This window comes from Microbacterium sp. NRRL B-14842 (genome assembly GCF_050470785.1).
This window is the reverse complement of sequence record NZ_JBFLUM010000001.1, coordinates 1,317,276-1,341,260: the sequence shown is the minus strand read 5'-3', so window position 1 is coordinate 1,341,260 and position 23,985 is coordinate 1,317,276. Positions and strand designations below refer to the sequence as shown.

The following is a 23,985-nucleotide window of genomic DNA, read 5'->3' as shown; positions in this document are numbered from 1 at the left end:
GGGTCGGCCCCGCGGCGGGGCGTCAGGCGTCGACAGCCGCTTTGGTCCGTGCGGCACGGATACGGGCGTCGCGCTCCTTGATCTGCGGCTCGTTCTCACGGAAGAGCGAGTACAGCGGCGCCGCCACGAACAGGGTCGAGTAGGTCGCCACGAGGATGCCCACGAAGATCGACAGCGAGATGTCGGTCAGCGTCTCGGCACCGAGCCAGAAGGCGCCGATGAAGAGGATCGCGCCGACCGGCAGCGCAGCCACCACGGAGGTGTTGATCGACCGGATGAGGGTCTGGTTCACCGCGAGGTTGACCGACTCCCCGAACAGCCGCGACGTCTTCTCCCCGTCCTCCGTGGTGTTCTCCCTGATCTTGTCGAACACGACGGTGGTGTCGTACAGGGAGTACGCGAGGATCGTCAGGAAGCCGATGACGGCCGCCGGCGAGATCTCGAATCCAGCGAGGGCGTACACGCCGACCGTGATCACGAGCACGTCGAGCAGACCGATGATCGCCGCCGCCGACATCTTCCAGGTGCGGAAGTAGATGGCGAGGATGAGGAAGGTCAGCGCGAGGAAGATCGCCAGGCCCCACAGCGACTGCCGGGTGACGCTCTCGCCCCAGGCCGGGCCGATGAACGAGGAGGCGACCGCATCGGGCTCGACGCCGTAGGCGTCGGCGAGGGCGCCCGCCACCTGCTGTGTCTCCGCCTCCGTCATCTGATCGGTCTGCACCCGGACGTCCTGGTCGTTGACGATGACGACCTTGGTGGCGGCGCCGGGAACCACCGACTGCACCGCTTCGGTCGCGGTGTCCTGATCCGTGGTGTCGGGCGCGGCGACGGTGAACTGCGAGCCGCCGGTGAACTCGATCGAGAACTGGATCGGGCGGAACAGCGGCACGAGGGCCGAGCCGACGACCAGAGCGATCGCGATGATGAACCAGAGGCGGCGGCGGCCGACGAACGGGAAGGAGGTCTTGCCCGTGTAGAGGTTGTTGCCGAACTCATTCATGGAAGGCATCAGTTGTCTCCCTCTCTTCCGGCCGTGGTCTGTCTCTCGGCGGCGAGGGCCTCCGCCCGCTTGCGCTCGGCGATGGTCTGCCGGCGGTCCGCCTCTCCGCGCGAGCGCGCGTTCTTCGCCCCGCGCCCCGCGGACGCCGTGGCGACCTCGCGGTACTGCGAGCGGCTCCGGTACACGGCACCCAGGGCCTCGGGGTCGAGGCCGGAGAGCTTGTGCCCGCCGCCGAAGAACCGCGTACGAGCGAGCAGCTGCATGACCGGGTGGGTGAAGATGACGAAGATCAGCACGTCGATGACCGTCGTGAGGCCGAGGGTGAACGCGAAGCCCTTGACCGTCGAGTCGGCGAGGATGTACAGCACCACGGCGGCCAGGACGTTGATGGACTTGGAGATGTAGATCGTCCGCTTCGCCCGACCCCAGCCGTCCTCGACGGCACCGGTGATGGACTTGCCGTCGCGCAGTTCGTCTCGGATGCGCTCGAAGTAGACGATGAAGGAGTCCGCGGTGAAGCCGATCGACACGATCAGGCCGGCGACGCCGGCGAGCGACAGCCGGAAGCCGATCCGCCACGCCAGGATGCAGATGACGATGTACGTGAGCACCGCCATCACCGCGATCGACGCGATGATCACCGTCCCGAGCGCCCGGTACGACAGCAGTGAGTACACCGCCACGAGCGCGAGACCGATGAGGCCCGCGATCAGACCGATCTGGAGCTGCTGGGTGCCGAGGGTCGCGGAGATCGTGTCCGAGCTCTGCACCTCGAAGCTGAGCGGAAGGGCTCCGAACTTGAGCTGGTCGGCCAGGGTCGTCGCGCTCTCCTGCGTGAAGCTGCCCGAGATGCTGGGACGGCCGTCGAGGATGACGCCGTTCATGCGCGGTGCGCTGATGACCTCGCCGTCGAGCACGAATGCGAACTGGTCGCGCGGCGACAGTCCGTCGATGCGGTTCTGGTTGAGGCGGGTGCTGACCTGGCCGAAGGCGTCCGCGCCCTCGCCGTTCATGGTGAGCTGCACGATCCAGGCACCGGAGCGCGGGTCGCGTCCCGCGGTGGCGTCGGTGATCGCGCGGCCGTCCAGCTCAGCCGGGCCCAGGATGAACTTGGCCGTGTCATCGGGCGAGCAGGCGATCACCGGCTCGTCCTTCGGGGCCTTCGACGGGTCGTTGGCGGGGTTGGCGCAGTCGTACGCCTGGAACTCCGCCGCGAGCTTGTCGGTGACCCACGAGAGGTCGCTGGCGTCCGTGGGCTCCGCCGTGGGCTCCGCATTCAGCGACGGGTCCGGGCTCGGGTACGGCGTGGAGTTGCCGTCCTCGCCGACGAACTCGGTGCTCGCCGCCGTGGTGTAGAGCACCGGACGGAACTCGAGCTGAGCGCTGGACTGGATGCGCTGCCGCGTCTGCTCGTCAGCCTCGCCGGGGATCTGGACGACGATGTTGCGCCCGCCCTCGGTGGTGATGTCGGCCTCGGCGACGCCGGAGGCGTCGACACGCTGACGGATGATCGCCGCGGCCTGATCGAGCTGCTCCTGCGTCGGCGCGGCTCCGTCCTCGGTCTCGGCGCTCAGGACGATCTGGGTGCCGCCCTGCAGATCGAGCGCGAGCTCGGGTGTCCACGAGCTCTGCTTGAAGACGTACACACCCAGCGCGTTGATGCCGAAGAGCACGCCCGTCACGAGGAGCAGGCCGAGGAGGACCCGCCAGGCGTGGCGGACGGGAGAGGATGAAGCCACGTGTGTTCAGCTTTCTGGAAGGACGGTGATCCGGGAGGCCGTGACGGCCCGCGTGCTACTTGTCGTCGGCGTCCCGCTCGAGGCGGGCGCGGGTCTCCTCCGGCGTCTCCAGCGCGGGAGCCGCGGTCTCGTCGACGATGTGGTCGTCCGCGCCGGCGAGAGGCGCGTCGACGATGGCGTCCTTGGGCTCCACGACACGGAGGATGGCCTGGCTGTGCACCTCGATGACGGTGCCGGGCGCGATCTCCACGAGGGCCGGGGAATCGAGGTCTTCGGCGTCGTACGCGACGATGGTGCCGTAGATGCCGCCCTGCAGCAGGACCTTGGCGCCGGGCACCGTCTTGGTCGCCTTCTCCTCCTGCTCGGCCTTCATCTGCCGGGTGCGCTTGCGCGTGTTGAAGATCATGAAGATCAGCAGGACGGCGAGGAGTCCGAAGAGGACAAATTCCATGGGCATGGGGATGGCGCCTTTCTCAGGTGCACGCACCAGCCTTTGGGCGCACAGCGGTATCGGGGAAGTCTTCAGCGATTATAGGTCATCCAACTTCAGCATCCCGTCCGGGTGCGCCACACCGAGGTGGTCGTAGGCCTCCGGCGTCGCGACCCGCCCTCGGGGCGTCCTGCCCAGGAAGCCGATCCGGACGAGATAGGGCTCGACCACGCTCTCGACGGTCTCCGGCTCCTCTCCCACCGCCACCGCGAGCGTGCTCAGGCCGACCGGTCCGCCGCGGAACCGACGCACCAGGGCCTCCAGCACCGCGCGGTCCAGACGGTCCAGTCCGATCGCGTCCACGTCGTAGAGGTCGAGGGCCGCCCGCACGCCGCTGAGCGTCGCCTCGCCGCCACCGTGCACGAGCGCATAGTCGCGCACGCGGCGCAGCAGCCGGTTCGCGATGCGCGGGGTCCCGCGGGAGCGTCGCGCGATCTCGGAGAGCGAGTCCGTCGGGAGGTCGACGCCGAGCACCGCAGCGGAACGGCCGATCACCCGCTCCAGCTCCCCCTCATCGTAGAACTCGAGGTGCCCGGTGAAACCGAACCGGTCCCGCAGCGGATTGGGCAGCAGCCCGGAACGCGTGGTGGCACCGACCAGGGTGAACGGAGACAGCTCCAGCGGGATGCTGGTCGCCCCCGCGCCCTTCCCGACCATGATGTCGATCCGGTAGTCCTCCATGGCGAGGTACAGCATCTCCTCCGCCGACCGGGCCATGCGATGGATCTCGTCGATGAAGAGGACCTCGCCGGGCACGAGGCTCGACAGCAGCGCCGCCAGATCCCCGGCGTGCTGGATCGCAGGCCCGCTGGACATGCGCAGCGGACGCTCGCTCTCGTGCGCCACGATCATCGCCAGCGTCGTCTTGCCGAGTCCGGGAGGGCCGGCGAGCAGGATGTGGTCCGCAGGGCGCGATTGGATGCGGGCCGCCTCCAGGAGGAGCTGCAGCTGTCCCCGCACCTTCTGCTGCCCCACGAACTCGTCGAGGCTCGAGGGGCGGAGGGCGCCCTCGATGGCGAGTTCGGACTCGTCCGTCGGCTCGGTCGGATCGAGGGCGTCAGCCACGGCCCTGGCCTGCCTGCGCGGGTCCGAGCAGCGCGAGCGTACGCCGCAGGAGGAGGGCGACCGACGCGCGCTCGGTGTCCGTCGCATCCGTCGCCGTCTGGGTCGCCGCCTCGGCTGCGACCTTCTCCGACCAGCCGAGCCCGACGAGCGCCACCGTCACCTGGGTGACGATGTCCCCGCCTCCGGCCGCCGCAGGAGCCGACGGCGCAGCCACGGGCTGCACCTTGCCGGCGAGCTGCACGACGATGAGCTTGGCCGTCTTCGGGCCGATGCCGGAGACCCGACGGAACGGAGCGTCGTCCTCCGCGGTCACCGCCTCGGCGATCTGGTCGGCGGTGAGGTGCGACAGCACGCCGAGCGCCGACTTCGGACCGACCCCGGTGACGCTGAGCAGCAGGCTGAAGATCTCCAGCTCTCCGCGGTCGGCGAACCCGAACAGGGACAGCGAGTCCTCCCGCACGATGAGGCTCGTGTGCAGCAGGAGCTTCTCCCCCACCGTCGCGGTGTGGGCGACATCGGCCGGGACCGCGACCGCGAAGCCCACGCCGCCGACGTCGATGATGACCTGGTCCGGCGTCGTGTGCAGCACGGTGCCGTGCAGAGAGGAGATCATCCTCTCAGTCTAGGAGCCGGCTCGTAGATATGTTCGAGCGACACGCTCCGCGTCGGCCCATGCGCGCTGCGCGGGGGTCAGGCCGCCGCCCGCGCGGCTCGACACCGGGGCGCCGCGGCGCCAGGCGTGACAGAGGGCGATCGCCAGGGCATCGGCGGCGTCGGCCGGCTGCGGAGGGGCATCCAACCGCAGGATCCGCGCGATCATCGCCTGGACCTGACGCTTGTCGGCGGAGCCGTACCCGGTGACGGCGGCCTTGACCTCGCTCGGCGTGTGGGTCGCCGCCGGCAGGCCCGCCTCTGCGGCGATCAGGAGCGCGACACCGCTCGCCTGCGCGGTGCCCATGACCGTATGCGTGTTCTGCTGCGCGAACACCCTCTCGACCGCGACCGCATCGGGTCGGTGCTCGGCGATCGCGGCGCGGATGCCCGCCGCGACGACGGCGAGGCGGTCGCCGATCTCCGCATCCGGGGCGGAGCGGATCACCCCCACGTGGACCAGCGTGCCGCGGCGGGCACGGTCGACATCGACGATCCCGACACCGCACCGGGTCAGTCCGGGGTCGATGCCGAGCACGCGCAGCGAAGTGGTCACCCGATCAGGCTAGGCCGCGTGCGCCGTCGCCGGCTCGCGCCGCGCCTACGCGTCGTCGTTCTCGAGCTCCGCCTGGACCTCGGCCGACAGATCGAAGTTGCTGAAGACGTTCTGCACGTCCTCGCTGTCCTCGAGCGCATCGATGAGGCGGAACACCTTGCGGGCGGTCTCGGCGTCGATCTCGACCTTGAGGTTCGGCACGAACTCGACGTCCGCCGACTCGTAGTCGATCCCGGCGTCCTGCAGGGCCGAGCGGACGGCCACCAGGTCGCTCGCCTCGGTGATGACCTCGAAGCCCTCGGCGTGCGGCTCGATCTCCTCGGCGCCGGCCTCCAGCGCCGCCATCATGACGTCATCCTCGGTGGTGCCCTCGGAACCGACGACGATGACGCCCTTGCGGCTGAAGTTGTACGCGACACTGCCCGGGTCGGCGAGGGTGCCGCCGTTGCGGCTGAGTGCCGTGCGCACCTCGGCCGCGGCGCGGTTCTTGTTGTCGGTCAGACACTCGATCATGAGCGCGACGCCGTTGGGCCCGTAGCCCTCGTACATGATCGAGGTGTACTCGACGGCCTCGCCGCCGATGCCGGCACCGCGCTTGATGGCGCGGTCGATGTTGTCCTTGGGGACGGAGGTCTTCTTCGCCTTGAGCACCGCGTCGAAGAGCGTCGGGTTGCCCTGCAGATCGGCGCCGCCCAGCTTGGCCGCGACCTCGATGTTCTTGATGAGCTTGGCCCAGGACTTCGCACGGCGCGCGTCGATGACGGCCTTCTTGTGCTTGGTCGTGGCCCACTTGGAATGCCCGGACATATGTCTCCGCTCGTCGTCTGCGCCCCGGAACGCCGCCCAGGGCGTCGTCCAGTCTATCGAAACGTGCCGCGGCACCGCTCCGGTTCCGCTGGCACAGGCGTTCGCGCGAGTTCAGGCATCTGCGCGCGGAGGCGCCTGTTCTCCCGCGCACGCCTGAACTCGCAGTCGCGAAGTCAACGGCGGGAGACCCGATCCAGGAAGCGCCGGTGGAACCGCGTCTCGTTCGAGATCTCCGGGTGGAAGCTCAGGCCGAGCAGCCCGTCCTGCTCCACGGCGACCACACGGCCGTCCGGCAGCGTCGCGAGCACCGAGGCCCGCGGCCCCACCGCCTCCACGACAGGTCCGCGGATGAAGGCTGCGGTCACCGGCTCGTGGAACGCGGGCACCGTCAGCTCGGCCTCGAACGACTCGGCCTGCCGCCCGAACGCGTTGCGCCGCACGACCGCATCGAGTCCGCCGAAGCTCTGCTGCCCATCGATCGCGTCGATGACCTCATCGGCCAGCAGGATCAGCCCCGCGCAGGTGCCGAGCACCGGCATCCCGCCGGCGATCGCGTCACGGATCGGCTGCTGCAACCCGAACAGCCTCGCCAGCTTGTCGATCACGGTCGATTCGCCGCCGGGGATCACGAGGCCGTCGACCCGAGCGAGTTCCTCGGGTCGACGGACCAGAGCGACGTCGGCGCCGAGCGCCTCGAGGAGCGCGGCATGCTCCCGCACGTCCCCCTGGAGCGCGAGGACGCCGACGCGCGGACTACCAGCCACGCTCGGCGAGGCGGTGCGGCGCGGGCAGGTCGCTCACATTGATGCCGACCATCGCCTCGCCCAGCCCGCGGGACACCTCGGCGATCACCTTCGGGTCGTCGAAGAACGTGGTGGCCTTCACGATGGCCTTCGCCCGCTCGGCGGGATTGCCGGACTTGAAGATACCGGAGCCGACGAACACGCCGTCGGCGCCGAGCTGCATCATCATCGCCGCGTCGGCCGGGGTCGCGACCCCACCGGCGACGAACAGCACCACGGGGAGCTTCCCGGTCTCGGCGATCTCCGCGACGAGCTCATAGGGCGCCTGCAACTCCTTCGCCGCCACGAACAGTTCGTCCTTCGGCAGCGCGGTCAGCGCGGCGATCTCTCCCCGGATCTTCCGGATGTGCTTCATCGCCTCGGAGACGTCACCCGTGCCGGCCTCGCCCTTGGAGCGGATCATCGCCGCGCCCTCGTAGATGCGGCGCAGCGCCTCCCCCAGGTTCGTGGCCCCACAGACGAACGGCACGGTGAAGCCGAACTTGTCGATGTGGTTCACGTAGTCGGCGGGCGAGAGCACCTCGGACTCGTCGATGTAGTCGACGCCGAGCTCCTGCAGCACCTGCGCCTCGACGAAGTGCCCGATCCGCGCCTTCGCCATGACGGGGATGGACACCGCGTCGATGATGCTGTCGATCATGTCCGGGTCGCTCATCCGCGAGACGCCGCCCTGCGCGCGGATGTCCGCGGGGACCCGCTCCAGTGCCATCACGGCGACGGCGCCGGCGTCCTCGGCGATCTTCGCCTGCTCGGCGGTGACGACGTCCATGATGACGCCGCCCTTGAGCATCTCGGCGAGACCGCGCTTCACGCGTGCGGATCCGGTGGTGGGCTGCTCGGTCATGGGGGTCTCCTGTCGGATGATCCGAAATGGTTTTTGATCTAGATCAAAGGTAGCACTGTCCGCTCCACCTAGAATCTCGGAGGAGGATCATGAGCGAGCAGATCAGTGGAACCACCGCGGCCGAGATCGCGGACAGCGTGCGCGCCCTCCGGGACCGCGGCACGCTCCGCCCCGGCGAGGTCCTTCCTCCGGTGCGCGAGCTCGCGGCGACACTCGGTGTCAACCGGAACACCGCGGTCGCCGCCTACCGCCAGCTCGCGCAGGCGGGACTCGTGCATTCGCGAGGGCGCGCGGGCACCGTGCTCGCCGGCGTCGACGTCGTGCCGCAGGAGGGCTACGCGCCGGACACCGTGCTCCGCGACATCGGCACGGGCAACCCCGACCCTTCTCGGATCCCCGACCCGTCGCAGGCGCTCGGCACGATCGGCCGCCGCCCCGTGCTCTACGGCGAGCCGGTGATCGACCGCGGTCTCGAAGCGTGGGCACGGGAGTGGATGGGCGCCGACCTTCCAGGGCAGGACTTCCGCGTCACCGTCACCAGCGGGGCCGTGGATGCCGTCGAACGGCTGCTCGCCCAGGCCCTGATGCGGGACGACGCGGTGGCCCTCGAGGACCCCTGCTTCCTGGCGAGCATCCATACCGTGCGGCTCGGCGGGTACCGGGCCGTCACGGTGCCGGTGGACGAGGAGGGCATGACGGTCGACGGCCTCCGTGCCGCTCTGGACGCGGGCGTCCGCGCCGTCATCTGCACCCCGCGGGCACAGAACCCGACGGGCGTCAGCCTCTCCCCCGCCCGGGCGAAGGCGCTGCGGGCCGTGCTCGCCGACCACCCGTACGTGCTCGTGATCGAGGACGACCACTTCTCTCTGCTCTCGCAGCGCCCCTACGAGTCGCTGATCGGCCCGGAGCACCGACGGTTCGCCCTGGTGCGCTCGGTGTCGAAGTTCCTGGGCCCTGACATGTGCCTGGCCCTCGCGGCGACCGATCCCGAGACCGCTGAGCGCCTGGCGATGCGGCTCAGCCCCGGCACCACCTGGGTGAGCCACCTGCTGCAGCGTCTCACGCTCGCCCAGCTCACCGACCCCGCCGTGCGCGAGGAGATCGCGGAGGCAGGTCGGCACTATGCCGCGCGGAACGCCGCCTTCGCGGAACGCCTGCGCGCGGAGGGGATCGACGCCCCGGACCCGGACGGCCTGAGCCTGTGGGTCGGCTTCGCCAAGCCGGCGCGCGCCATCGCCGACCACCTCATGCGCCGGGGCTGGCTCGCGCGCACCGGCGACGACTTCGCGCTGGACGAGCGCGCCGAGCCTTCGCACCACCTCCGCCTGACCGTGCACGACCTCTCCGAGGACGACACGGAGACCCTCATCGCCGACCTCGTCGCCGCCGGACGATGACCACCCGACGCGGGCTCCGGCCCGCCCAGAATGAAAGGGACCGGGTATGAAGATCCTGTCCATCCAGTCCGCCGTCGCATACGGTCACGTCGGCAACTCCGCGGCTGTCTTCCCGCTCCAGCGCATCGGCGTCGAGGTGCTGCCGGTCTACACCGTGACCTTCTCGAACCACACCGGGTATGGCGCCTGGCGCGGCCCGCTGATCGACCCCGCCGATGTCGGCGAGGTCATCACCGGCATCGAGGAGCGCGGCGTGTTCGGCTCCATTGACGCCGTGCTCAGCGGCTACCAGGGCAGCGAGGGCATCGGCGACGTCATCATCGACGCGGTCGCCAGGGTGAAGGCCGCGAACCCCACGGCGCTGTACGCGTGCGACCCGGTCATGGGCAACGCGAAGTCCGGCTGCTTCGTGGCTCCGGCCATCCCGATCCTGCTCCGCGAACGCGTGGTGCCGGTGGCCGACATCATCACGCCGAACCAGTTCGAGCTGGGCTTCCTCACCGAGACCGAGCCCGACACGCTCGAGTCCACCCTCGCGTCGGTCGACCTCGCGCGGGCGATGGGACCGCGCACGGTGCTCGTCACGAGCGTCGAGCGGCCGGACCGCGAAGAGGGCACGATCGAGATGCTCGCCGTGGACGACGCGGGCGCGTGGCTCGTGCAGACCCCGCACCTGCCGATGAAGGCGAACGGCTCCGGCGACGTGACGGCGGCGCTGTTCACCGCGCACTACGTCGCGACCGGCAGCGCGCAGACCGCTCTGGAGCGCACCGCATCCAGCGTCTACGACCTGCTGCAGGCCACGCTCGACTCGGGCGAGCGCGAGCTGCAGCTCGTCGAGGCGCAGGAGTTCTACGCGAACCCGCGGATGCAGTTCACCGCACGCCAGGTGCGCTGAGTCCCCGGAACGGGGACCCCGACGCGACGGCTCAGCGGTCGGCGGGGGGCCACGCCTCGGCGACGGCCTCCCGCACCTCGCCGAGGAGCTGCGGGAGCGCCTTCGTCTTGGCGATGATCGGAAAGAAGTTCGCGTCCGAGCGCCACCGCGGCACCACGTGCTGGTGCAGATGCGCGTCCACGCCCGCTCCGGCCACCGCTCCCTGGTTCATGCCGAGGTTGAAGCCGTCGCAGCCGGAGACCTCGCGGAGCACGCGCATCGCGGTCTGGGTGAGGGCGCCGATCTCGGCGACCTCCTCGGCCGTCGCCTGGTCGTAGGTGGCGATGTGCCGGTACGGGCAGACGAGCAGGTGCCCCGAGTTGTACGGGAAGAGGTTCAGCAGCACGTACGCGGTCTCCCCGCGCGCCACGATGAGCCGCTCGGCATCCGGGTACTTCGGTGCCTCGCAGAACGGGCATTCCTCGCGCAGCGGCTCCGGCCCGGCCTGGATGTACGCCATCCGGTGCGGGGTCCACAGCCGCTGGAACTCGTCGGGCACCCCGACGAGACGGGAGGCGTCCTCGAGGTCCGCCTCACCGTCCGTCATGCGAGGTCTCCCGCCTTCAACACCAGCGCGTGCGAGGCGATGGCGGCGCTGATCCGGCGCACCGCGTCGGCGACCGGCACGCCGTTCTCCTGCGTGCCGTCGCGGAAGCGGAACGACACCGTCCCCGCGGCACGATCCTGCTCCCCCACGATGAGGATCAGCGGCACCTTCGCGGTGGTGTGATTCCGGATCTTCTTCTGCATCCGGTCGTCGGAGTGGTCGACGTCGGCCCGCACGCCCGCCGCCCGGAGCTGCGCGATGACGTCGTCCAGGTAGTCGCCGTACTGCTCGGCCACCGGCACACCCACCACCTGGCTGGGCGCGAGCCAGAGCGGGAAGTCGCCGGCGTAGTGCTCGAGGAGGATCGCGAAGAAGCGCTCGACGGAGCCGAGGAGCGCCCGGTGGATCATCACAGGCCGGTGCTTCTGCCCGTCGGGACCGGTGTACTCCAGCTCGAACCGGTCGGGCTGGTTGAAGTCGAGCTGGATGGTCGACATCTGCCAGGTGCGGCCGATGGCGTCGCGGGCCTGCACCGAGATCTTCGGGCCGTAGAAGGCGGCGCCGCCCGGGTCGGCCACGAGCTCGAGACCCGACTCGATCGCGACCTCGCGCAGCGTGTCGATCGCCGTCGCCCACTGCTCGGGCTCGCCGAGGAACTTCGGGTTGCCCTCCTCGTTCGTCGAGAGCTCGAGGTAGAAGTCGTTGAGGCCGTAGTCGCGGAGCAGGTCGAGCACGAGGTTCAGGTTGGTGGTGAGCTCCTCCTTCACCTGGTCCTGGGCGACGTAGATGTGCGCGTCGTCCTGGGTCAGACCGCGCACGCGGGTGAGCCCCGACAGCGTGCCGCTCTTCTCGTAGCGGTAGACCGTGCCGAACTCGGCCAGACGCAGCGGCAGCTCCCGGTAGGAGCGCCCGCGCGAACGGAAGATGAGGTTGTGGAACGGGCAGTTCATCGGCTTCAGGTAGTAGTCCTGGCCCTGGCGGGTGACGTTGCCCTCGTCGTCGACGACCTCGTCGAGGTGCATCGGGGGGAACATGCCGTCCGCATAGGTCTGCAGGTGCCCCGACGTCATGAAGAGATCCTTCTTCGTGATGTGCGGGCTGTTGACGAGGTCGTAGCCGTTGCGCAGCAGATGCTTGCGCAGGTTCTCCTCGATCTCGTAGCGGATGATGCCGCCCTTGGGATGGAACACGGCCAGTCCCGAGCCGATCTCGTCCGGGAACGAGAACAGGTCCATCTCGGCGCCGAGCTTGCGGTGGTCGCGGCGCTCGGCCTCGGCGATGCGCTCCTGGTAGGCGCGCAGCTCGTCCTTCGTCGGCCATGCGGTGCCGTAGATGCGCTGGAGCTGCGGGTTCTTCTCGCTCCCCCGCCAGTACGCGGCGGCGATGCGGGTGAGGTCCCAGCCATTGCCGATCATGCGCGTGTTGGGCAGGTGCGGACCGCGGCAGAGGTCCTTCCAGACGACCTCGCCATTGCGGGTGGTGTTGTCGTAGATCGTGAGCTCACCCTCGCCCACCTCGACGGATGCCCCCTCGGCGATCTCGCCCTCGGAGGCCGTCGACGGGCCCTTGAGCCCGATGAGCTCGAGCTTGAACGGCTCGTCCGCGAGCTCCGCACGAGCCTCCTCGTCGGTCACGACGCGACGGACGAAGCGCTGGCCCTCGCGGACGATGCGCTGCATCTCCTTGGAGATCGCCTTGATGTCCTCGGGCGTGAACGGGGTGTCGACGCCGAAGTCGTAATAGAAGCCGTCGGTGATGGGCGGACCGATGCCGAGGTTCGCCTGCGGGTTGATCCGCTGCACCGCCTGCGCGAGCACATGCGCGGTCGAGTGACGCAGGATGTTCAGGCCGTCGGGGCTGTCGATCGTGACGGGCTCGACGTCGTCGGTGTCGGTGACCGTCGCAGCGAGGTCCTTCAGGACGCCGCCGACGCGCATGGCGACGACGTTTCGGTCAGAGAACAGGGCGAAGCCGTCGGTCGGCTGGGCGTTTTCAGGCACTGATCACTCCATCTGGGTCTGGATCTAGGCTACTCGTCCGCTCGCCGGTCGCCGACCGTCACGCGGCGGTCTCCGACAGCGGATCCGCGGCCGCCGGTGCGAAGATGATGATCGCCGCCCCGGCCAGCGCCACCACGGATCCGATCACGTCCCACGAGGTGGGGCGGAATCCGTCGACGATGACGCCCCAGGCGAGGGAGCCTGCGATGAAGATCCCGCCGTAGGCGGCCAGGACGCGGCCGAAGTTCGCGTCCGGCTGCAGCGCCGCGATGAACCCGTAGGCACCGAGGGCCATCACCCCGAGGACGGCGAACAGCCACCCCCTGTCCTCCTTCACCGCCTGCCAGATGAGCCAGGCACCGCCGATCTCGGCGATGGCGGCGAGGAAAAAGAGGACGGTGATGCGCAGCACGGTCATCGCCTCAGTGTGACAGGCACGGCGTCCGACGGGGACGGTAGCGTGGGCGCATGACACGGACGATCGCCCGCTGGCTCCTTGCTCTCGCCCTCGGGACGATGGGCGTGCTGCACTTCACCCAGACACGCGGGTTCCGGGTCGTCGTGCCCGACTGGGCGACCCGCTTGACCCGGATGGACAAGGACACGATCGTCCTGGCGTCGGGTGCGGCCGAGGTCGCGCTCGCGGCGGGCCTGGTGGCTCTGCCGCGGGAACGCCGCAAGATGGGGTGGGCGACGGCGGGATTCTTCGCCGCGGTCTTCCCTGGCAACTGGCATCAGTGGCGCACCGGGAGATCGACGCCCGGGCTCGACACGGAGCGGCGGCGGTTCGGCCGCCTGTTCCTGCAGCCTCTGCTGATCGCCTGGGCCCTGTGGGCGACCCGATGACCTCGCCCTCGATCGTCTGGTTCCGCGACGATCTCCGCCTGGCCGACAACCCCGCGCTGCGTGCCGCGGTCGACCGCGACGAACCGATCATCGCGCTCTTCGTCCTCGATGAGGAGTCCCCCGGCATCCGTCGGCTGGGCGGTGCCGCGCGTTGGTGGCTGCACCATTCGCTGGCCTCCCTCGCCGCGCGGCTGCAGGAGAAGGGGACGACGCTGGTGCTGCGGCGCGGGCCCGCCGACCGGATCGTGCGGGAGCTGGTCGCCGAGTCGGGTGCCGGAGCGGTCTTCTGGAACCGCCGCTACGAGGCGGCCGGGCGCGAGATCGACGCGGGGCTGAAGGCGACGCTGCGCGACGACGGTCTCCAGGTGGCGTCTTTCGCGGGGTCGCTCCTGCACGAGCCGTGGACGGTCACCACCGGGAGCGGCACGCACTATTCGGTCTTCACGCCGTTCTGGCGGGCCTGTCTGGCCCTTCCGGCCCCGCGCGCTCCGCTCCCCGAACCCCGCGAGCTCCCCGGCGCCGGGAAGCGGCTCTCCTCCGATGCGCTGGACGACTGGGGGCTGCTACCGACCGCCCCGGACTGGGCGGGCGGGCTCCGCGAGACATGGGAGCCCGGGGAGCCCGCCGCGCGCCGCCGGTTGCAGCACTTCCTCGCCGACGACATCCGCACGTACGACCACGCTCGCGACGCCCCGGCTGCCGGTGCCACTTCCCGGCTGTCTCCGCGACTGCGCTGGGGCGAGCTCAGTCCGTTCACCGTGTGGCATGAGGCGATCGAGGTCGACGGGGCGGGCGGATTCCTCTCGGAGCTGGGCTGGCGCGAGTTCGCCTGGCACACGCTGTTCCACTTCCCCGACCTCGCGACGAAGAACCTGCGGCGGGAGTTCGACGCGTTCCCGTGGCCTCCGCTGGATCCCGCACGTCTGGAGCTCTGGCAGCACGGCGAAACCGGAGTTCCCCTCGTCGACGCGGGCATGCGCGAGCTCTGGCACACCGGGTACATGCACAACCGGGTGCGGATGGTCACGGCATCGTTCCTCGTCAAGAACCTCCTCATCGACTGGCGCCTCGGCGAGGAGTGGTTCTGGGACACGTTGGTGGACGCCGATGACGCGAGCAATCCGTTCAACTGGCAGTGGGTCGCGGGTTCCGGCGCCGACGCCGCCCCGTACTTCCGCGTGTTCAACCCGGAGCTGCAGGCCAGGAAGTTCGACGGCGAGGGGCACTACATCGGGCGCTGGGCTGCGGACGCCCCCACCGAGCCGATCGTCGACCTCGGCGAGACGCGCAAGGCTGCGCTCGCCGCCTACGACGTCGTGAAGCGCACCGGAGCACCACGGGGCTGACGCGCGCCCCGGCCCGTCACGGACTCCGGCACATGGCAGACTGGTGGCCGTGAGCCCGTCCCGCAAGCCCGCCGTCGTGCGGGGCTTCGCGACCTCGTCGCTCGCGATCTTCGTGGCTCTCGCAGGTCATGTGAGCGGCGGCGGAGAGATGCCGGGCCCCTTGGGCATCCTCGTGCCCTGGCTGTTCGCCTTCATGGTGAGCGTGCTGCTCGCCGGACGGACGCTCTCCCTCACCCGGCTCACCCTCTCGGTGGCTGTCAGCCAGTTCCTCTTCCACGTGCTCTTCGTGCTCGGCACGGTCACTCCGTCCGGCGTGGCGATCCGGCACGTGCACGGCGCACCGCTCGTGCTTCCCGCAGCCGAGGGCGCTGCGGTCGTCGCGACCGCGGACGCCGCGATGTGGCTCGGGCACGCCCTCGCCGCCCTCCTCACGGTGACGGCGCTCCACCGCGGCGAGCGGCTGCTCCTCACCGTGCGTGATCTCGCCGTCCGATTGATCCGCTGGGTGCGTCGGCGTGCGGACGTGACGCTCGCCCCGCGCTCCGCCACCTCTCCGTGTCGCCTGGCCGGGGTCTTCCTCGTCCGGACGGCCCATGATCTTCGGCTCCTCACCCCGCTTCTCGGGCGCGCACCGCCCTCTCTTCCCGCGCTCTGATCCGCGCCCACGGCTTCGCGCCGTGCGGTGCGTCCTCGCGCTGTCCCGGTGACGCGCGTCCGAACGCAGGTACCCACGTCGCTCGGCGACGTCTGAAGAGAGGCTCTTCCATGTCCCCTGTCCGCAGATTCGCGGCCGGGGCGGTGCTGGCGGCTGTCGCGATCCTCGCGACGGCAGCGCCGGCGACCGCCCATGACCAACTCCTCGAGAGCGACCCCGGCGACGGTGAGCATCTCGATGCTGCGCCCTCGAGCGTCACCATGACGTTCTCGGGCGAGCTCCTCGTCCTCGACGAGTCGACCGCCGGGGCCGTCGTCCTCGTCGTCGACGCGGAGGGCGAGGACTGGGCGACCGGCGAGGTGGAGGTGCGCGGCCGGAATGTCACGGCCGCTCTCAGGACGGACATGCCGGACGGCGGGTACCAGGTGCGTTGGCAGGTCGTCTCCGAGGACGGGCACCCGATCGCGGGGGTCATCCCCTTCGCCGTCGGAGACGCCGTCCCGCTGGAGTCGACACAGAACCCGGAGCCGACCTCCTCCGCCCCGGAAAACTCGTCGACCGCATCGGATCAGAACGCAGACGAGACGGGCGACCCGATCCGGGTCCTGCTCGTCGGCGGGGCGGGCGCGGCACTCGCCGTCGCTGCTTTCACTCTCCTCCTCATCCTCCGCCGCCGCCGCGCGGCCGCCGTGCCGCCGGAATCCGGCGACGACACGGCAGAGAACTCCTGAAAGGCATCATCATGAACACTCGCACTTCTCTTCCCCGCCTCGGCGCGGCGATCGTCCTCTCGCTCGTCGCGCTCACCGGGTGCACCGCACCCACAGCCGAGACGCCGACCAGCGCCGCCGCCGGTGAGGTCCTCCGGATCGACGACGCCTGGGTCAAGTCGGCCGATGACGGCATGTCCGCGGGCTTCGGCGTACTCGTCAACGAGGGCGCGGCGGACGTGACGGTGACGTCGGTCACCTCCGCCGCCTCGCCGATGATCGAACTGCACGAGACCGTGGAGAACGAGGCCGGGGAGATGGTCATGCGGGAGATCGCCGGGGGCTTCGTCGTCCCCGCCGGCGGCACCCTCGCCCTCGAGCCCGGGGGGAATCACATCATGATGATGGACCTCTCCGAGCCTCTGAAAGCCGGTGACGAGGTCGCGTTCACCGTCACCCTGTCGGACGACTCCACGTTCGAGTTCGCCGCGCCGGTGAAAGACTACTCCGGCGCGAACGAGAACTACGACGGCGCCGACGACCACGAGGGCATGGACCACTGATGTCCCCGCGCGTCTCGGGCGCGCGCGCCGGCCGCACCGGCTCGACCCGGCGGCAGTTCCTCCTCGGAGGGGCTGTCGCCGGTGTCGGGGCCGCCGTCGCGGTCGGGGCGGATCTCGCCCTCACGCGAGCGGACACGGAGGCTCCCGCGGCCCCCGCACCGCTCAACGGCTCCCTCACCGTCCCGTTCCACGGCGTCCATCAAGCCGGGATCGACACCGCGGCGCAGGCGCACGGCTCGTTCGTGGCGCTCGATCTGCGCCCAGAGGTCGACCGCGACGCGCTCCGCCGGCTCCTACGGATCCTCACGGACGATGCGGCGAGGCTCACCCAGGGACGGTCGGCGCTCGCGGACTCGGAGCCGGAGCTCGCCGTCGCCCCGGCCCGGTTGACGATCACATTCGGCTTCGGTCCGGCGCTCGTGGCACGGGCCGGCGGCAGCACGCCCTCGTGGCTCGCGCCGCTTCCCGCCTTCCGGGTGGACCGCCTGCAGCCGGAGTTCTCGGACGGAGACCTGCTCCTCCAGATCGCCGCTGACGACCCCCTGACCGTCGCACACGCGCAGCGCATGCTCCTGAAGGACGCGCGCGGCTTCGCGACCGTCCGGTGGATCCAGCAGGGCTTCCGCCGCGCACACGGCACCGAGCGACCGGGGACGACCATGCGCAATCTCTTCGGACAGGTCGACGGCACGAGCAACCCGCAGCCGGGGACCGACGACTTCGAGCGCGTGGTCTGGAGTGATGACGGCTGGCTGGCCGGCGGCACGGGCATGGTCCTGCGCCGCATCCGCATGGACCTCGACGCCTGGGACCGCCTGGATCGCGGGGGCCGCGAGGCCTCCGTCGGGAGGACCCTGCGCGAGGGCGCGCCGCTCACGGGGACGTCGGAGTTCGACGAGCCGGACTTCGACGCGACGACGGCCATCGGGTTCCCCGTCATCCCGGCGTTCGCGCACATCCGGCGCGCTCGCGGAGACGGGACGGAGCGCATCTTCCGACGGGCGTTTAACTACGACGAGCGCCCGGCCGGAGACGGCGTGTCCGAATCCGGGCTGCTCTTCGCCGCGTTCCAGGCAGACGTCGCGCGGCAGTTCGTCCCGATGCAGCAGCGGCTCGACGAGCTCGACCTGCTCAACGAGTGGACGGTCCCGATCGGATCCGCCGTGTTCGCCGTCCCTCCGGGATGTGCGGAGGGCGGCTACATCGGGGAGACGCTCCTCGACTGAGGCCGAGGAGTCAGTGGGGTCCGCGTCGCCGCGCGGCGGCGACGGCGGGCCCCACGCCATCCAGGACGGGTTCTCCGTGGCCCGTCAGGACGACCCGCGCGCTCGTCCGTGCCAGGGTATCCAGCGACTCCATCGCCTCCGCGGTATCGGCGGTGGCCGCCCTGGCGACGATCTGCGGACCGGTCTCGCCGGTGTACGGGTCGAGCGTCACGAGGGCGTCGCCGGCGATGAGCACCCCGGACTCCTCGAACAGGTACGCGCAGTGCCCTTCCGTGTGCCCCGGAGTCCACAGGGCGATCGGGGTCCCGGGGGCGTCGATCGGATGCTCGTGCGTCACGCGAGGCTGCGCGTCGACGCCGCGGACGTTGAGCGCTCCGGCAAGAGCCATCCGGGTGATGGTGGGGATCCCCCGCGGATGGGTGAGCACGTAGGGGACGCGAGGTGAGGCCGGACGGTAGCTGTAGGGGTGACGGGCCAGTTGTGCGTCGCGAGGGTGGACGAACACCGAGACCCCCTCCTCGTGGAGCCCGCGCGCGACACCGACGTGGTCGAAGTGCCCGTGCGTCAGGACGACCGCATCGATGTCGGTCTCCTTCGCCCCGAGGTGGCCGAGCAGGTCGCGCAGCACGCCCCTGCTGCGCGGCAGTCCCGCGTCAAACAGCGTGAGCCCGTCCGCGGTCTGCACGAGGTAGCAGTTCACGTCCGCCACACTGATGCCGAAGAAGCCGGGAACCACCTCCGTCCACTGCCGCCCTCTGCTCATTCCCGGTCCTCCTCGTCGTCGGCGGGTCCGCGCCCCGCATCGAAATTGCGCTCGTATCGTTCCCTGGCCTCGAGCAGGACGTGTTCGCCGATGACGGCGATGGGCTCCACCTCTCGCAGCAGCGGCTCGCAGTCGGGCCCCCGACCGCAGTGCTCGCCACGGAGGATCCAGGCGATGCGCTGCGGGTCCTTCTCGGCGAGGTGCCGGTACTGACAGAGCTGGCGCGCGAACCAGTCCTCCAGCGGACGCGTCCACCAGCGTTCGGCGTCCAGCGGGTTCACGGAGAGACCGGGCAGCTCGAGGCCGCTCTCCGTGTCGACGCTGGAACGACGGGCATCCGCATCCGGGCCCTCGGAGTAACGGACGTGCAGACCGGGGCATGCACGGACGACGGCGGCCAGTTGCGCCAGATGGTCGATGCGTCGCAATCCGGTCGCGGCGTCGCGATCGGATGTCGAGGCGAGGCCGCAGGTGCGGTCCAGAGCGGCATCGGTCATGGCCTGAGCGTACGAAGCAGTCCCCTCCTGCCGAGGGGGATTGACAATCCGCGGTTCTCGCCCACGTCGCAGCGGCATCCGGGAACGGGCGCATGAAGTTACCGCGTGACTCCTGATGCGTCAATGCCCTCTCAGCGCGCGCACAGGAAGTCCTACGGTCGGGCAACCGCACCACACCCTGGAGGGGATCATGAGCGACACCACCCGCACCACCCGCTACGCCGGCACACCGATCCAGAAGACGGCGCTGATCATCGGCATCGTCTTCCTCATCGTGGGCATCGCCGGTTTCATCCCGGGCGTCACCCACTCGGCCGAGCACCTGCACGGCGCCGGAGCAGCGTCCGAGGCCCTGCTCCTCGGCGTGTTCCAGGTGTCCGTGCTGCACAACGTCGTGCACCTGCTGTTCGCGGTCGCGGGCATCGCGCTCGCCGCGTCGCCGCGCGCGTCCCGTCTCTACCTCATCATCGGCGGGCTCGCGTACCTCGTCGTCTGGCTGTACGGCCTCATCGCGGTCGGCAACGAGCAGCTGAACTTCCTGCCGGTGAACAACGCCGACAACTGGCTCCACCTCGGTCTCGCGATCGGCATGGTGCTGCTGGGCATCTTCGTCAGTCGAGAGCCGCGCGTCCCGCAGAACGGCGCGGGCACGGCGCGCGTCTGACGCTCACCCCACCCGGTCGGGACGTCCCCTCCTCGCATGACGGAGGGGGCGTCCTGTCTGTCGCGTCCGGCGTGGAGCCGGAGTGCGAGCGGTGTCCGCCGGCCCGGTCACCCGTCCACGGGTTGCACGGCGTTCCCCCAGACCCAGCAGCGGTACGTGCGGTCACCGGCACGGAACTCGATACCCGCGGCGAGCGGGGTGGAGCGGACGACCTTCGCCTCGACGCGGATCGCCTCCGGGCCGAACCGCACCCACGCCCGCACCCGCCGCTGGAGCGCGTGCGGATAGACGGTGACGGCGGACTCCCGCAAGGCGAGCTCGCGATCGGACAGGGACTGCAGGGGGCCCCGGCGCGCGGCGGCCTCGATGGCCTGATGCTGCGACCGCATGTCGTTGTACGCAGAGAGCGCACGACCCGAGTTCCCCACACCGGCTCCTTCCTCCGGCCCCGTCCAGGATATCGATATTCGAACACATCTTCGAACTCGATCTCGACGGCATCGACACGCAGATTCGCACCGAGGTCGCGGAGCTCCGCGATCGGGCTGCGACCTCGCGCGGATATGCGACCTCGCGCGCAGGGAGGAGAGCTGGGGGCAACAAAAAACCCCCGGCGAACCGGGGGTTTCAGGTGGTGCGCGATACTGGGATCGAACCAGTGACCTCTTCCGTGTCAGGGAAGCGCGCTACCGCTGCGCCAATCGCGCCCGTTGGGGCTATTCAGTTTTCCCGTGAGGTGGCGACGGGATTCGAACCCGTGTAAACGGCTTTGCAGGCCGGTGCCTAGCCGCTCGGCCACGCCACCGTGTGGATTGACCCCACGTGCCGCCGATCTTCGAGAAGATCTACTGCACTCGAGCGGATGACGAGACTCGAACTCGCGACCCCAACCTTGGCAAGGTTGTGCGCTACCAACTGCGCTACATCCGCATTTCGTTCCCGGTTGTCCCGGGCACTTATGAAACATTAGCCGATGATCCGCGCTCCGCCAAACCCGCAGCGAATCTCGCGCGTGTCTCCCGGACTGGTCATCGGAGCGCCTGACGGTCGGGTAGTATCGGTTGACGTACCCCACGGGTATGGGCGATTGGCGCAGTTGGTAGCGCGCTTCCTTCACACGGAAGAGGTCATCGGTTCGAGTCCGGTATCGCCCACCGAATCCCCTCCGAAGGCCCCGGTCATCCGGGGCCTTCGGCGTTTCCGCCCGTCACAGGATCCTGCCGTCTCCCGGGCGGGAGACCCGCAGCCACCGGTAGCCGTAGGCCGGAAGCTCCAACTCCACCTCTCCGTCGTCGTCGAGGGGCACGCGCCGCGCGTCGAGGAGGTCGACCAGGGTCGTGCCCGCGGGCTCCTCCCCCAGTCGGAACCGCGTCGTCGCCGGACGTTCCGCGAAGTTGTGCACGGCGATCGTGCGCCCCACATCGGCCTCCAGGGAGTGCACCAGCAGGGCGTCCTGCGGCTGCTCGATGACGGTGAACGACCCCCACCCGAGCTCGGGCGACACCCGGTAGAGCGCGGTCAGTTCGCGGAGGAAGTGCAGCAGCGAGCCGTGGTCCTCGAGCTGGGCGGCGGCATTCACGTGCGTGGGCGCATATCCGTCGGTCGGCGGCGGCGCGACCAGCCGGGAGGGGCGCGCGTCGGAGAAGCCCCCGTTGCGATCCGCCGACCACTGCATCGGCGTACGCACGGCCTGCCGCCCCTCGACGGCGATGTTCTCGCCCATCCCGATCTCCTCCCCGTAGAAGAGAACGGGGGTGCCGGGGAGCGTGAAGAGCAGGCTGTACGCCATCCGGATCCTCCGCGGGTCGCCTTCCAGCATCGGCGGCAGGCGCCGCGTGATCCCGCGGCCGAACACGCGCTGCCGCTCGTCCGGCGCGAACGCCTCGAAGACCTCCTGACGCTCGGCGTCGGTCAGCTTGTCGAGGGTGAGCTCATCGTGGTTCCGGAGGAAGTTCGCCCATTGCACCTCCGGTCCGAGGACCGGGCGCGCGGAGAGTGCGGCGACGAGCGGCGCGGGATCACGACGGGCGAGGGACAGATACAGCGACTGCATCGCCACGAAGTCGAACTGCATGGTCAGCTCGTCGCCGTCGGTGCCCCCGAAATACGCGCGCTGCTCCTCGTACGGCAGATTGACCTCGCCGAGCAGGATCGCCTCGCTGGAACGACGCTGCAGGAAACGCCGCATGTCGCGCAGCAGCTCGTGCGGGTCGGGGATGTCCGCCGTCTTCGGAACCTCGAGGAGGAACGGCACGGCATCCACCCGGAAGCCCGAGACGCCGAGCTGCAGCCAGAACCCGATGACCTTCGCGATCTCGTCCCGGACCACGGAGTTGGCGATGTTGAGGTCGGGTTGGTGCTCGTAGAAGCTGTGCTGGTACCACTGCCCGGACTTCTCGTCCTTGGTCCAGATCCCGTCGGCCTGCCCGGGGAAGACCGGGTTCTTCTGTCCCTTCGGAGGCGCGTCGTCGCGCCACACGTAGTAATCGCGATAGGGCGAGTCGACGCTGCGGAGCGCCGCGCGGAACCACGGATGACGGTCCGAGGTGTGATTGACGACGAGGTCGACGATCACACGGATGCCGCGGTCACGGGCCGTGCGGATCACCTCCACGAGGTCGCCGTGGGTGCCGAGACGCGGGTCCACGCCGTAGAAGTCGCTGACGTCGTACCCGTCGTCGAGGTCCGGCGAAGGGTAGAAGGGCATGAGCCACAGGCACGTCACGCCCAGCTGTGAGAGGTAGTCGATCCGCTGCGCGAGGCCGCGGAGGTCGCCGACGCCGTCGCCGTCCGAGTCCAGGAAGGTCTCCACATCGAGGCAGTACACGACGGCCGTCTTCCACCAGAGGTCGCTCGTATCGGTGATCTTCATGTGCGCTCCCTCAGGGCGGGCAGGATCTCGGCGGCGGCCGCCTTCAGGAACCGGGTCTGCTCCCGTCCGACGTGATGCAGGTAGATCCGGTCGAAGCCGATGTCGACGAGCTCCGCCACCCGTCCCGCGAGCGACCGGGCGTCGTGGTCGACGAGGACGGCCGCGCGCAGCCGCGCTTCATCGACCTCGCCCACCGCGGCGTCGAAATCCTCCGGCTGCTCGATGTTCCACGCGAGCGGCGGAGTGACCACGCCCTGCCGCCACTGCTCCTTCGCGATCGCGTATGCCTCGGCGTCTTCCTCGCCCCAGCTCACGTGCGTCTGCAGGATGCACGGCCCTTCTCCCCCGGCCGAGCGGTAGGCCTCCACCACCCTCCGCAGCGCGGACGGCTCCTGGGCGACGGTCGCGAGGCCGTCCGCCCAGCCGGCCGCCCACTCCGCCGTCTCCGGACTGACGGCGGTGGCGAAGAGCGGCGGCGGCTGCGCCGGCCGGGTCCAGACGCGGGCGCGGTGCACGCGCACGAGACCGTCGTGATCGACCTCCTCGCCGGCGAGCAGCCGTCGGATCACATCCACGCTCTCGTGCAACCGCGCGTTGCGGACGTCCTTGGCCGGCCAGACGTCGCCGGTCACGTGCTCGTTCATCGCCTCGCCGCTGCCGAGCGCGGCCCAGAACCGTCCGGGGAACATCTCCTCCAGCGTTCCAAAGGCCTGCGCGACGATCGCGGGGTGGTACCGCTGTCCTGGCGCGTTGACCATGCCGATGGGGAACCTGGTACGGGCCAGCGCCGCAGCGATCCAGCTGAACGCGAATCCCGACTCCCCCTGATCGGGGAGCCACGGGGCCAGGTGGTCGGAGCACATCGCCCCGTCGAAGCCGGCCCACTCCGCGCTGACGACCGCGTCCAGCAGCGCGCTGGGTGGGATCTGCTCATGGGAGGCGTGGAATCCGATGAAGACCATAGGCCGAGTCTGGCAAGGGACGACGCCCGGCGGCAGTGGTTG

The 23,985-nt window shown here is 70.0% G+C and carries 26 protein-coding genes and 4 tRNA genes; 10 read left to right on the top strand and 20 right to left on the bottom strand.

The genetic code is table 11. The features are described 5' to 3' along the window. Positions 1 to 22: 22 nt before the first annotated feature. From secF to pdxS, 9 genes are all read right to left on the bottom strand, one after another. Positions 23 to 1,012, bottom strand: a complete 990-nt coding sequence (secF, locus tag AB1285_RS06740; RefSeq protein WP_187661522.1) for a protein translocase subunit SecF — start codon at positions 1,010 to 1,012, stop codon at positions 23 to 25. Then, positions 1,012 to 2,742 (bottom strand): protein translocase subunit SecD, encoded by a 1,731-nt coding sequence (secD, locus tag AB1285_RS06735; protein WP_187661523.1) that lies wholly within the window; start codon positions 2,740 to 2,742, stop codon positions 1,012 to 1,014. Before secD ends, secF begins: the two co-directional genes overlap by 1 nt. Before the next feature lie 55 nt (positions 2,743 to 2,797). Further along, complete coding sequence (locus AB1285_RS06730; RefSeq protein ID WP_327036709.1) at positions 2,798 to 3,199, bottom strand: preprotein translocase subunit YajC; 402 nt, start codon at positions 3,197 to 3,199, stop codon at positions 2,798 to 2,800. Positions 3,200 to 3,271: 72 nt separating this feature from the next. Then, entirely contained in the window at positions 3,272 to 4,297 is a 1,026-nt protein-coding gene (ruvB, locus tag AB1285_RS06725; protein ID WP_259954516.1) for a Holliday junction branch migration DNA helicase RuvB, read from the bottom strand. Next, on the bottom strand, positions 4,290 to 4,910 hold the full coding sequence (ruvA, locus tag AB1285_RS06720; protein ID WP_259954517.1) for a Holliday junction branch migration protein RuvA: 621 nt from the start codon (positions 4,908 to 4,910) through the stop codon (positions 4,290 to 4,292). Before ruvA ends, ruvB begins: the two co-directional genes overlap by 8 nt. A gap of 9 nt (positions 4,911 to 4,919) precedes the next feature. Further along, the gene (gene ruvC / locus AB1285_RS06715; RefSeq protein ID WP_187661526.1) at positions 4,920 to 5,504 is read right to left on the bottom strand and encodes a crossover junction endodeoxyribonuclease RuvC; all 585 of its coding nucleotides are present in this window, start codon (positions 5,502 to 5,504) and stop codon (positions 4,920 to 4,922) included. A gap of 45 nt (positions 5,505 to 5,549) precedes the next feature. After that, positions 5,550 to 6,311 carry a YebC/PmpR family DNA-binding transcriptional regulator gene (locus AB1285_RS06710; RefSeq protein WP_187661527.1) on the bottom strand — a complete coding sequence of 254 codons (762 nt, stop codon included), beginning with the start codon at positions 6,309 to 6,311 and terminating at the stop codon, positions 5,550 to 5,552. Positions 6,312 to 6,484: 173 nt separating this feature from the next. Then, positions 6,485 to 7,075: a pyridoxal 5'-phosphate synthase glutaminase subunit PdxT gene (gene pdxT, locus AB1285_RS06705; RefSeq protein ID WP_292796235.1), complete on the bottom strand. Its 591-nt coding sequence runs from the start codon at positions 7,073 to 7,075 to the stop codon at positions 6,485 to 6,487. Further along, on the bottom strand, positions 7,065 to 7,958 hold the full coding sequence (gene pdxS, locus AB1285_RS06700) for a pyridoxal 5'-phosphate synthase lyase subunit PdxS (protein ID WP_292796238.1): 894 nt from the start codon (positions 7,956 to 7,958) through the stop codon (positions 7,065 to 7,067). Before pdxS ends, pdxT begins: the two co-directional genes overlap by 11 nt. 89 nt (positions 7,959 to 8,047) lie before the next feature. On the opposite strand from pdxS, the gene AB1285_RS06695 reads away from it, so the two are divergent. Together AB1285_RS06695 and pdxY are read left to right on the top strand one after the other, a co-directional pair. Beyond that, entirely contained in the window at positions 8,048 to 9,355 is a 1,308-nt protein-coding gene (locus tag AB1285_RS06695) for an aminotransferase class I/II-fold pyridoxal phosphate-dependent enzyme (RefSeq protein WP_370428564.1), read from the top strand. Between the two features lie 46 nt (positions 9,356 to 9,401). Further along, complete coding sequence (gene pdxY, locus AB1285_RS06690) at positions 9,402 to 10,253, top strand: pyridoxal kinase PdxY (RefSeq protein WP_187661531.1); 852 nt, start codon at positions 9,402 to 9,404, stop codon at positions 10,251 to 10,253. Between the two features lie 31 nt (positions 10,254 to 10,284). Here pdxY and AB1285_RS06685 read toward each other — a convergent pair whose 3' ends face one another. From AB1285_RS06685 to AB1285_RS06675, 3 genes are all read right to left on the bottom strand, one after another. After that, positions 10,285 to 10,839, bottom strand: coding sequence for an HIT family protein (locus AB1285_RS06685; protein WP_187661532.1), 555 nt, complete (start codon positions 10,837 to 10,839; stop codon positions 10,285 to 10,287). Further along, positions 10,836 to 12,776 carry a threonine--tRNA ligase gene (gene thrS, locus AB1285_RS06680; RefSeq protein WP_292796278.1) on the bottom strand — a complete coding sequence of 647 codons (1,941 nt, stop codon included), beginning with the start codon at positions 12,774 to 12,776 and terminating at the stop codon, positions 10,836 to 10,838. Before thrS ends, AB1285_RS06685 begins: the two co-directional genes overlap by 4 nt. A gap of 121 nt (positions 12,777 to 12,897) precedes the next feature. Continuing rightward, a complete protein-coding gene (locus AB1285_RS06675) occupies positions 12,898 to 13,257 on the bottom strand; it encodes a YnfA family protein (RefSeq protein WP_259954522.1) in 360 nt (119 codons plus the stop codon). A gap of 50 nt (positions 13,258 to 13,307) precedes the next feature. Here AB1285_RS06675 and AB1285_RS06670 point away from each other — a divergent pair, with 50 nt between their 5' ends. The 6 genes from AB1285_RS06670 (at position 13,308) to AB1285_RS06645 (ending at position 18,185) form a co-directional block, all read left to right on the top strand. After that, positions 13,308 to 13,685: a DoxX family protein gene (locus AB1285_RS06670; RefSeq protein ID WP_259954523.1), complete on the top strand. Its 378-nt coding sequence runs from the start codon at positions 13,308 to 13,310 to the stop codon at positions 13,683 to 13,685. Then, positions 13,682 to 15,031, top strand: a complete 1,350-nt coding sequence (locus tag AB1285_RS06665) for a cryptochrome/photolyase family protein (RefSeq protein ID WP_259954524.1) — start codon at positions 13,682 to 13,684, stop codon at positions 15,029 to 15,031. Before AB1285_RS06670 ends, AB1285_RS06665 begins: the two co-directional genes overlap by 4 nt. A gap of 49 nt (positions 15,032 to 15,080) precedes the next feature. After that, a complete protein-coding gene (locus AB1285_RS06660) occupies positions 15,081 to 15,686 on the top strand; it encodes a hypothetical protein (RefSeq protein WP_292796246.1) in 606 nt (201 codons plus the stop codon). 110 nt (positions 15,687 to 15,796) lie between these two features. Further along, positions 15,797 to 16,417 (top strand): copper resistance CopC family protein, encoded by a 621-nt coding sequence (locus AB1285_RS06655; protein WP_232089023.1) that lies wholly within the window; start codon positions 15,797 to 15,799, stop codon positions 16,415 to 16,417. A gap of 11 nt (positions 16,418 to 16,428) precedes the next feature. Further along, the gene (locus AB1285_RS06650) at positions 16,429 to 16,959 is read left to right on the top strand and encodes a copper chaperone PCu(A)C (RefSeq protein ID WP_187661538.1); all 531 of its coding nucleotides are present in this window, start codon (positions 16,429 to 16,431) and stop codon (positions 16,957 to 16,959) included. Continuing rightward, a complete protein-coding gene (locus AB1285_RS06645; RefSeq protein WP_292796252.1) occupies positions 16,959 to 18,185 on the top strand; it encodes a Dyp-type peroxidase in 1,227 nt (408 codons plus the stop codon). Before AB1285_RS06650 ends, AB1285_RS06645 begins: the two co-directional genes overlap by 1 nt. 10 nt (positions 18,186 to 18,195) lie before the next feature. Here AB1285_RS06645 and AB1285_RS06640 read toward each other — a convergent pair whose 3' ends face one another. Both AB1285_RS06640 and AB1285_RS06635 read right to left on the bottom strand, forming a co-directional pair. After that, positions 18,196 to 18,948: an MBL fold metallo-hydrolase gene (locus AB1285_RS06640; protein ID WP_268776276.1), complete on the bottom strand. Its 753-nt coding sequence runs from the start codon at positions 18,946 to 18,948 to the stop codon at positions 18,196 to 18,198. Next, entirely contained in the window at positions 18,945 to 19,445 is a 501-nt protein-coding gene (locus AB1285_RS06635) for a DUF6098 family protein (RefSeq protein ID WP_370428565.1), read from the bottom strand. Before AB1285_RS06635 ends, AB1285_RS06640 begins: the two co-directional genes overlap by 4 nt. A 190-nt stretch (positions 19,446 to 19,635) precedes the next feature. Here AB1285_RS06635 and AB1285_RS06630 point away from each other — a divergent pair, with 190 nt between their 5' ends. Continuing rightward, the gene (locus tag AB1285_RS06630) at positions 19,636 to 20,109 is read left to right on the top strand and encodes a DUF4383 domain-containing protein (protein WP_259963067.1); all 474 of its coding nucleotides are present in this window, start codon (positions 19,636 to 19,638) and stop codon (positions 20,107 to 20,109) included. A gap of 107 nt (positions 20,110 to 20,216) precedes the next feature. Here AB1285_RS06630 and AB1285_RS06625 read toward each other — a convergent pair whose 3' ends face one another. The 4 genes from AB1285_RS06625 to AB1285_RS06610 all read right to left on the bottom strand — a co-directional run bounded on the left by AB1285_RS06625 (position 20,217) and on the right by AB1285_RS06610 (position 21,039). After that, a complete protein-coding gene (locus AB1285_RS06625; RefSeq protein ID WP_187664161.1) occupies positions 20,217 to 20,498 on the bottom strand; it encodes a hypothetical protein in 282 nt (93 codons plus the stop codon). Positions 20,499 to 20,741: 243 nt separating this feature from the next. Further along, positions 20,742 to 20,816, bottom strand: a tRNA-Val gene (locus tag AB1285_RS06620). A 27-nt stretch (positions 20,817 to 20,843) separates the two neighbouring features. Continuing rightward, a tRNA-Cys gene (locus AB1285_RS06615) sits at positions 20,844 to 20,914 on the bottom strand. 52 nt (positions 20,915 to 20,966) lie between these two features. Continuing rightward, positions 20,967 to 21,039, bottom strand: a tRNA-Gly gene (locus AB1285_RS06610). A gap of 151 nt (positions 21,040 to 21,190) precedes the next feature. Between AB1285_RS06610 and AB1285_RS06605 the strand changes: the two genes are divergently transcribed. After that, positions 21,191 to 21,263, top strand: a tRNA-Val gene (locus AB1285_RS06605). 53 nt (positions 21,264 to 21,316) lie between these two features. Here the strand turns inward: AB1285_RS06605 and AB1285_RS06600 are convergent. Next, the gene (locus tag AB1285_RS06600; RefSeq protein WP_370428566.1) at positions 21,317 to 22,981 is read right to left on the bottom strand and encodes an alpha-amylase family protein; all 1,665 of its coding nucleotides are present in this window, start codon (positions 22,979 to 22,981) and stop codon (positions 21,317 to 21,319) included. Continuing rightward, positions 22,978 to 23,943 carry a TIGR03885 family FMN-dependent LLM class oxidoreductase gene (locus tag AB1285_RS06595; RefSeq protein WP_292796263.1) on the bottom strand — a complete coding sequence of 322 codons (966 nt, stop codon included), beginning with the start codon at positions 23,941 to 23,943 and terminating at the stop codon, positions 22,978 to 22,980. Before AB1285_RS06595 ends, AB1285_RS06600 begins: the two co-directional genes overlap by 4 nt. Positions 23,944 to 23,985 lie beyond the last annotated feature (42 nt).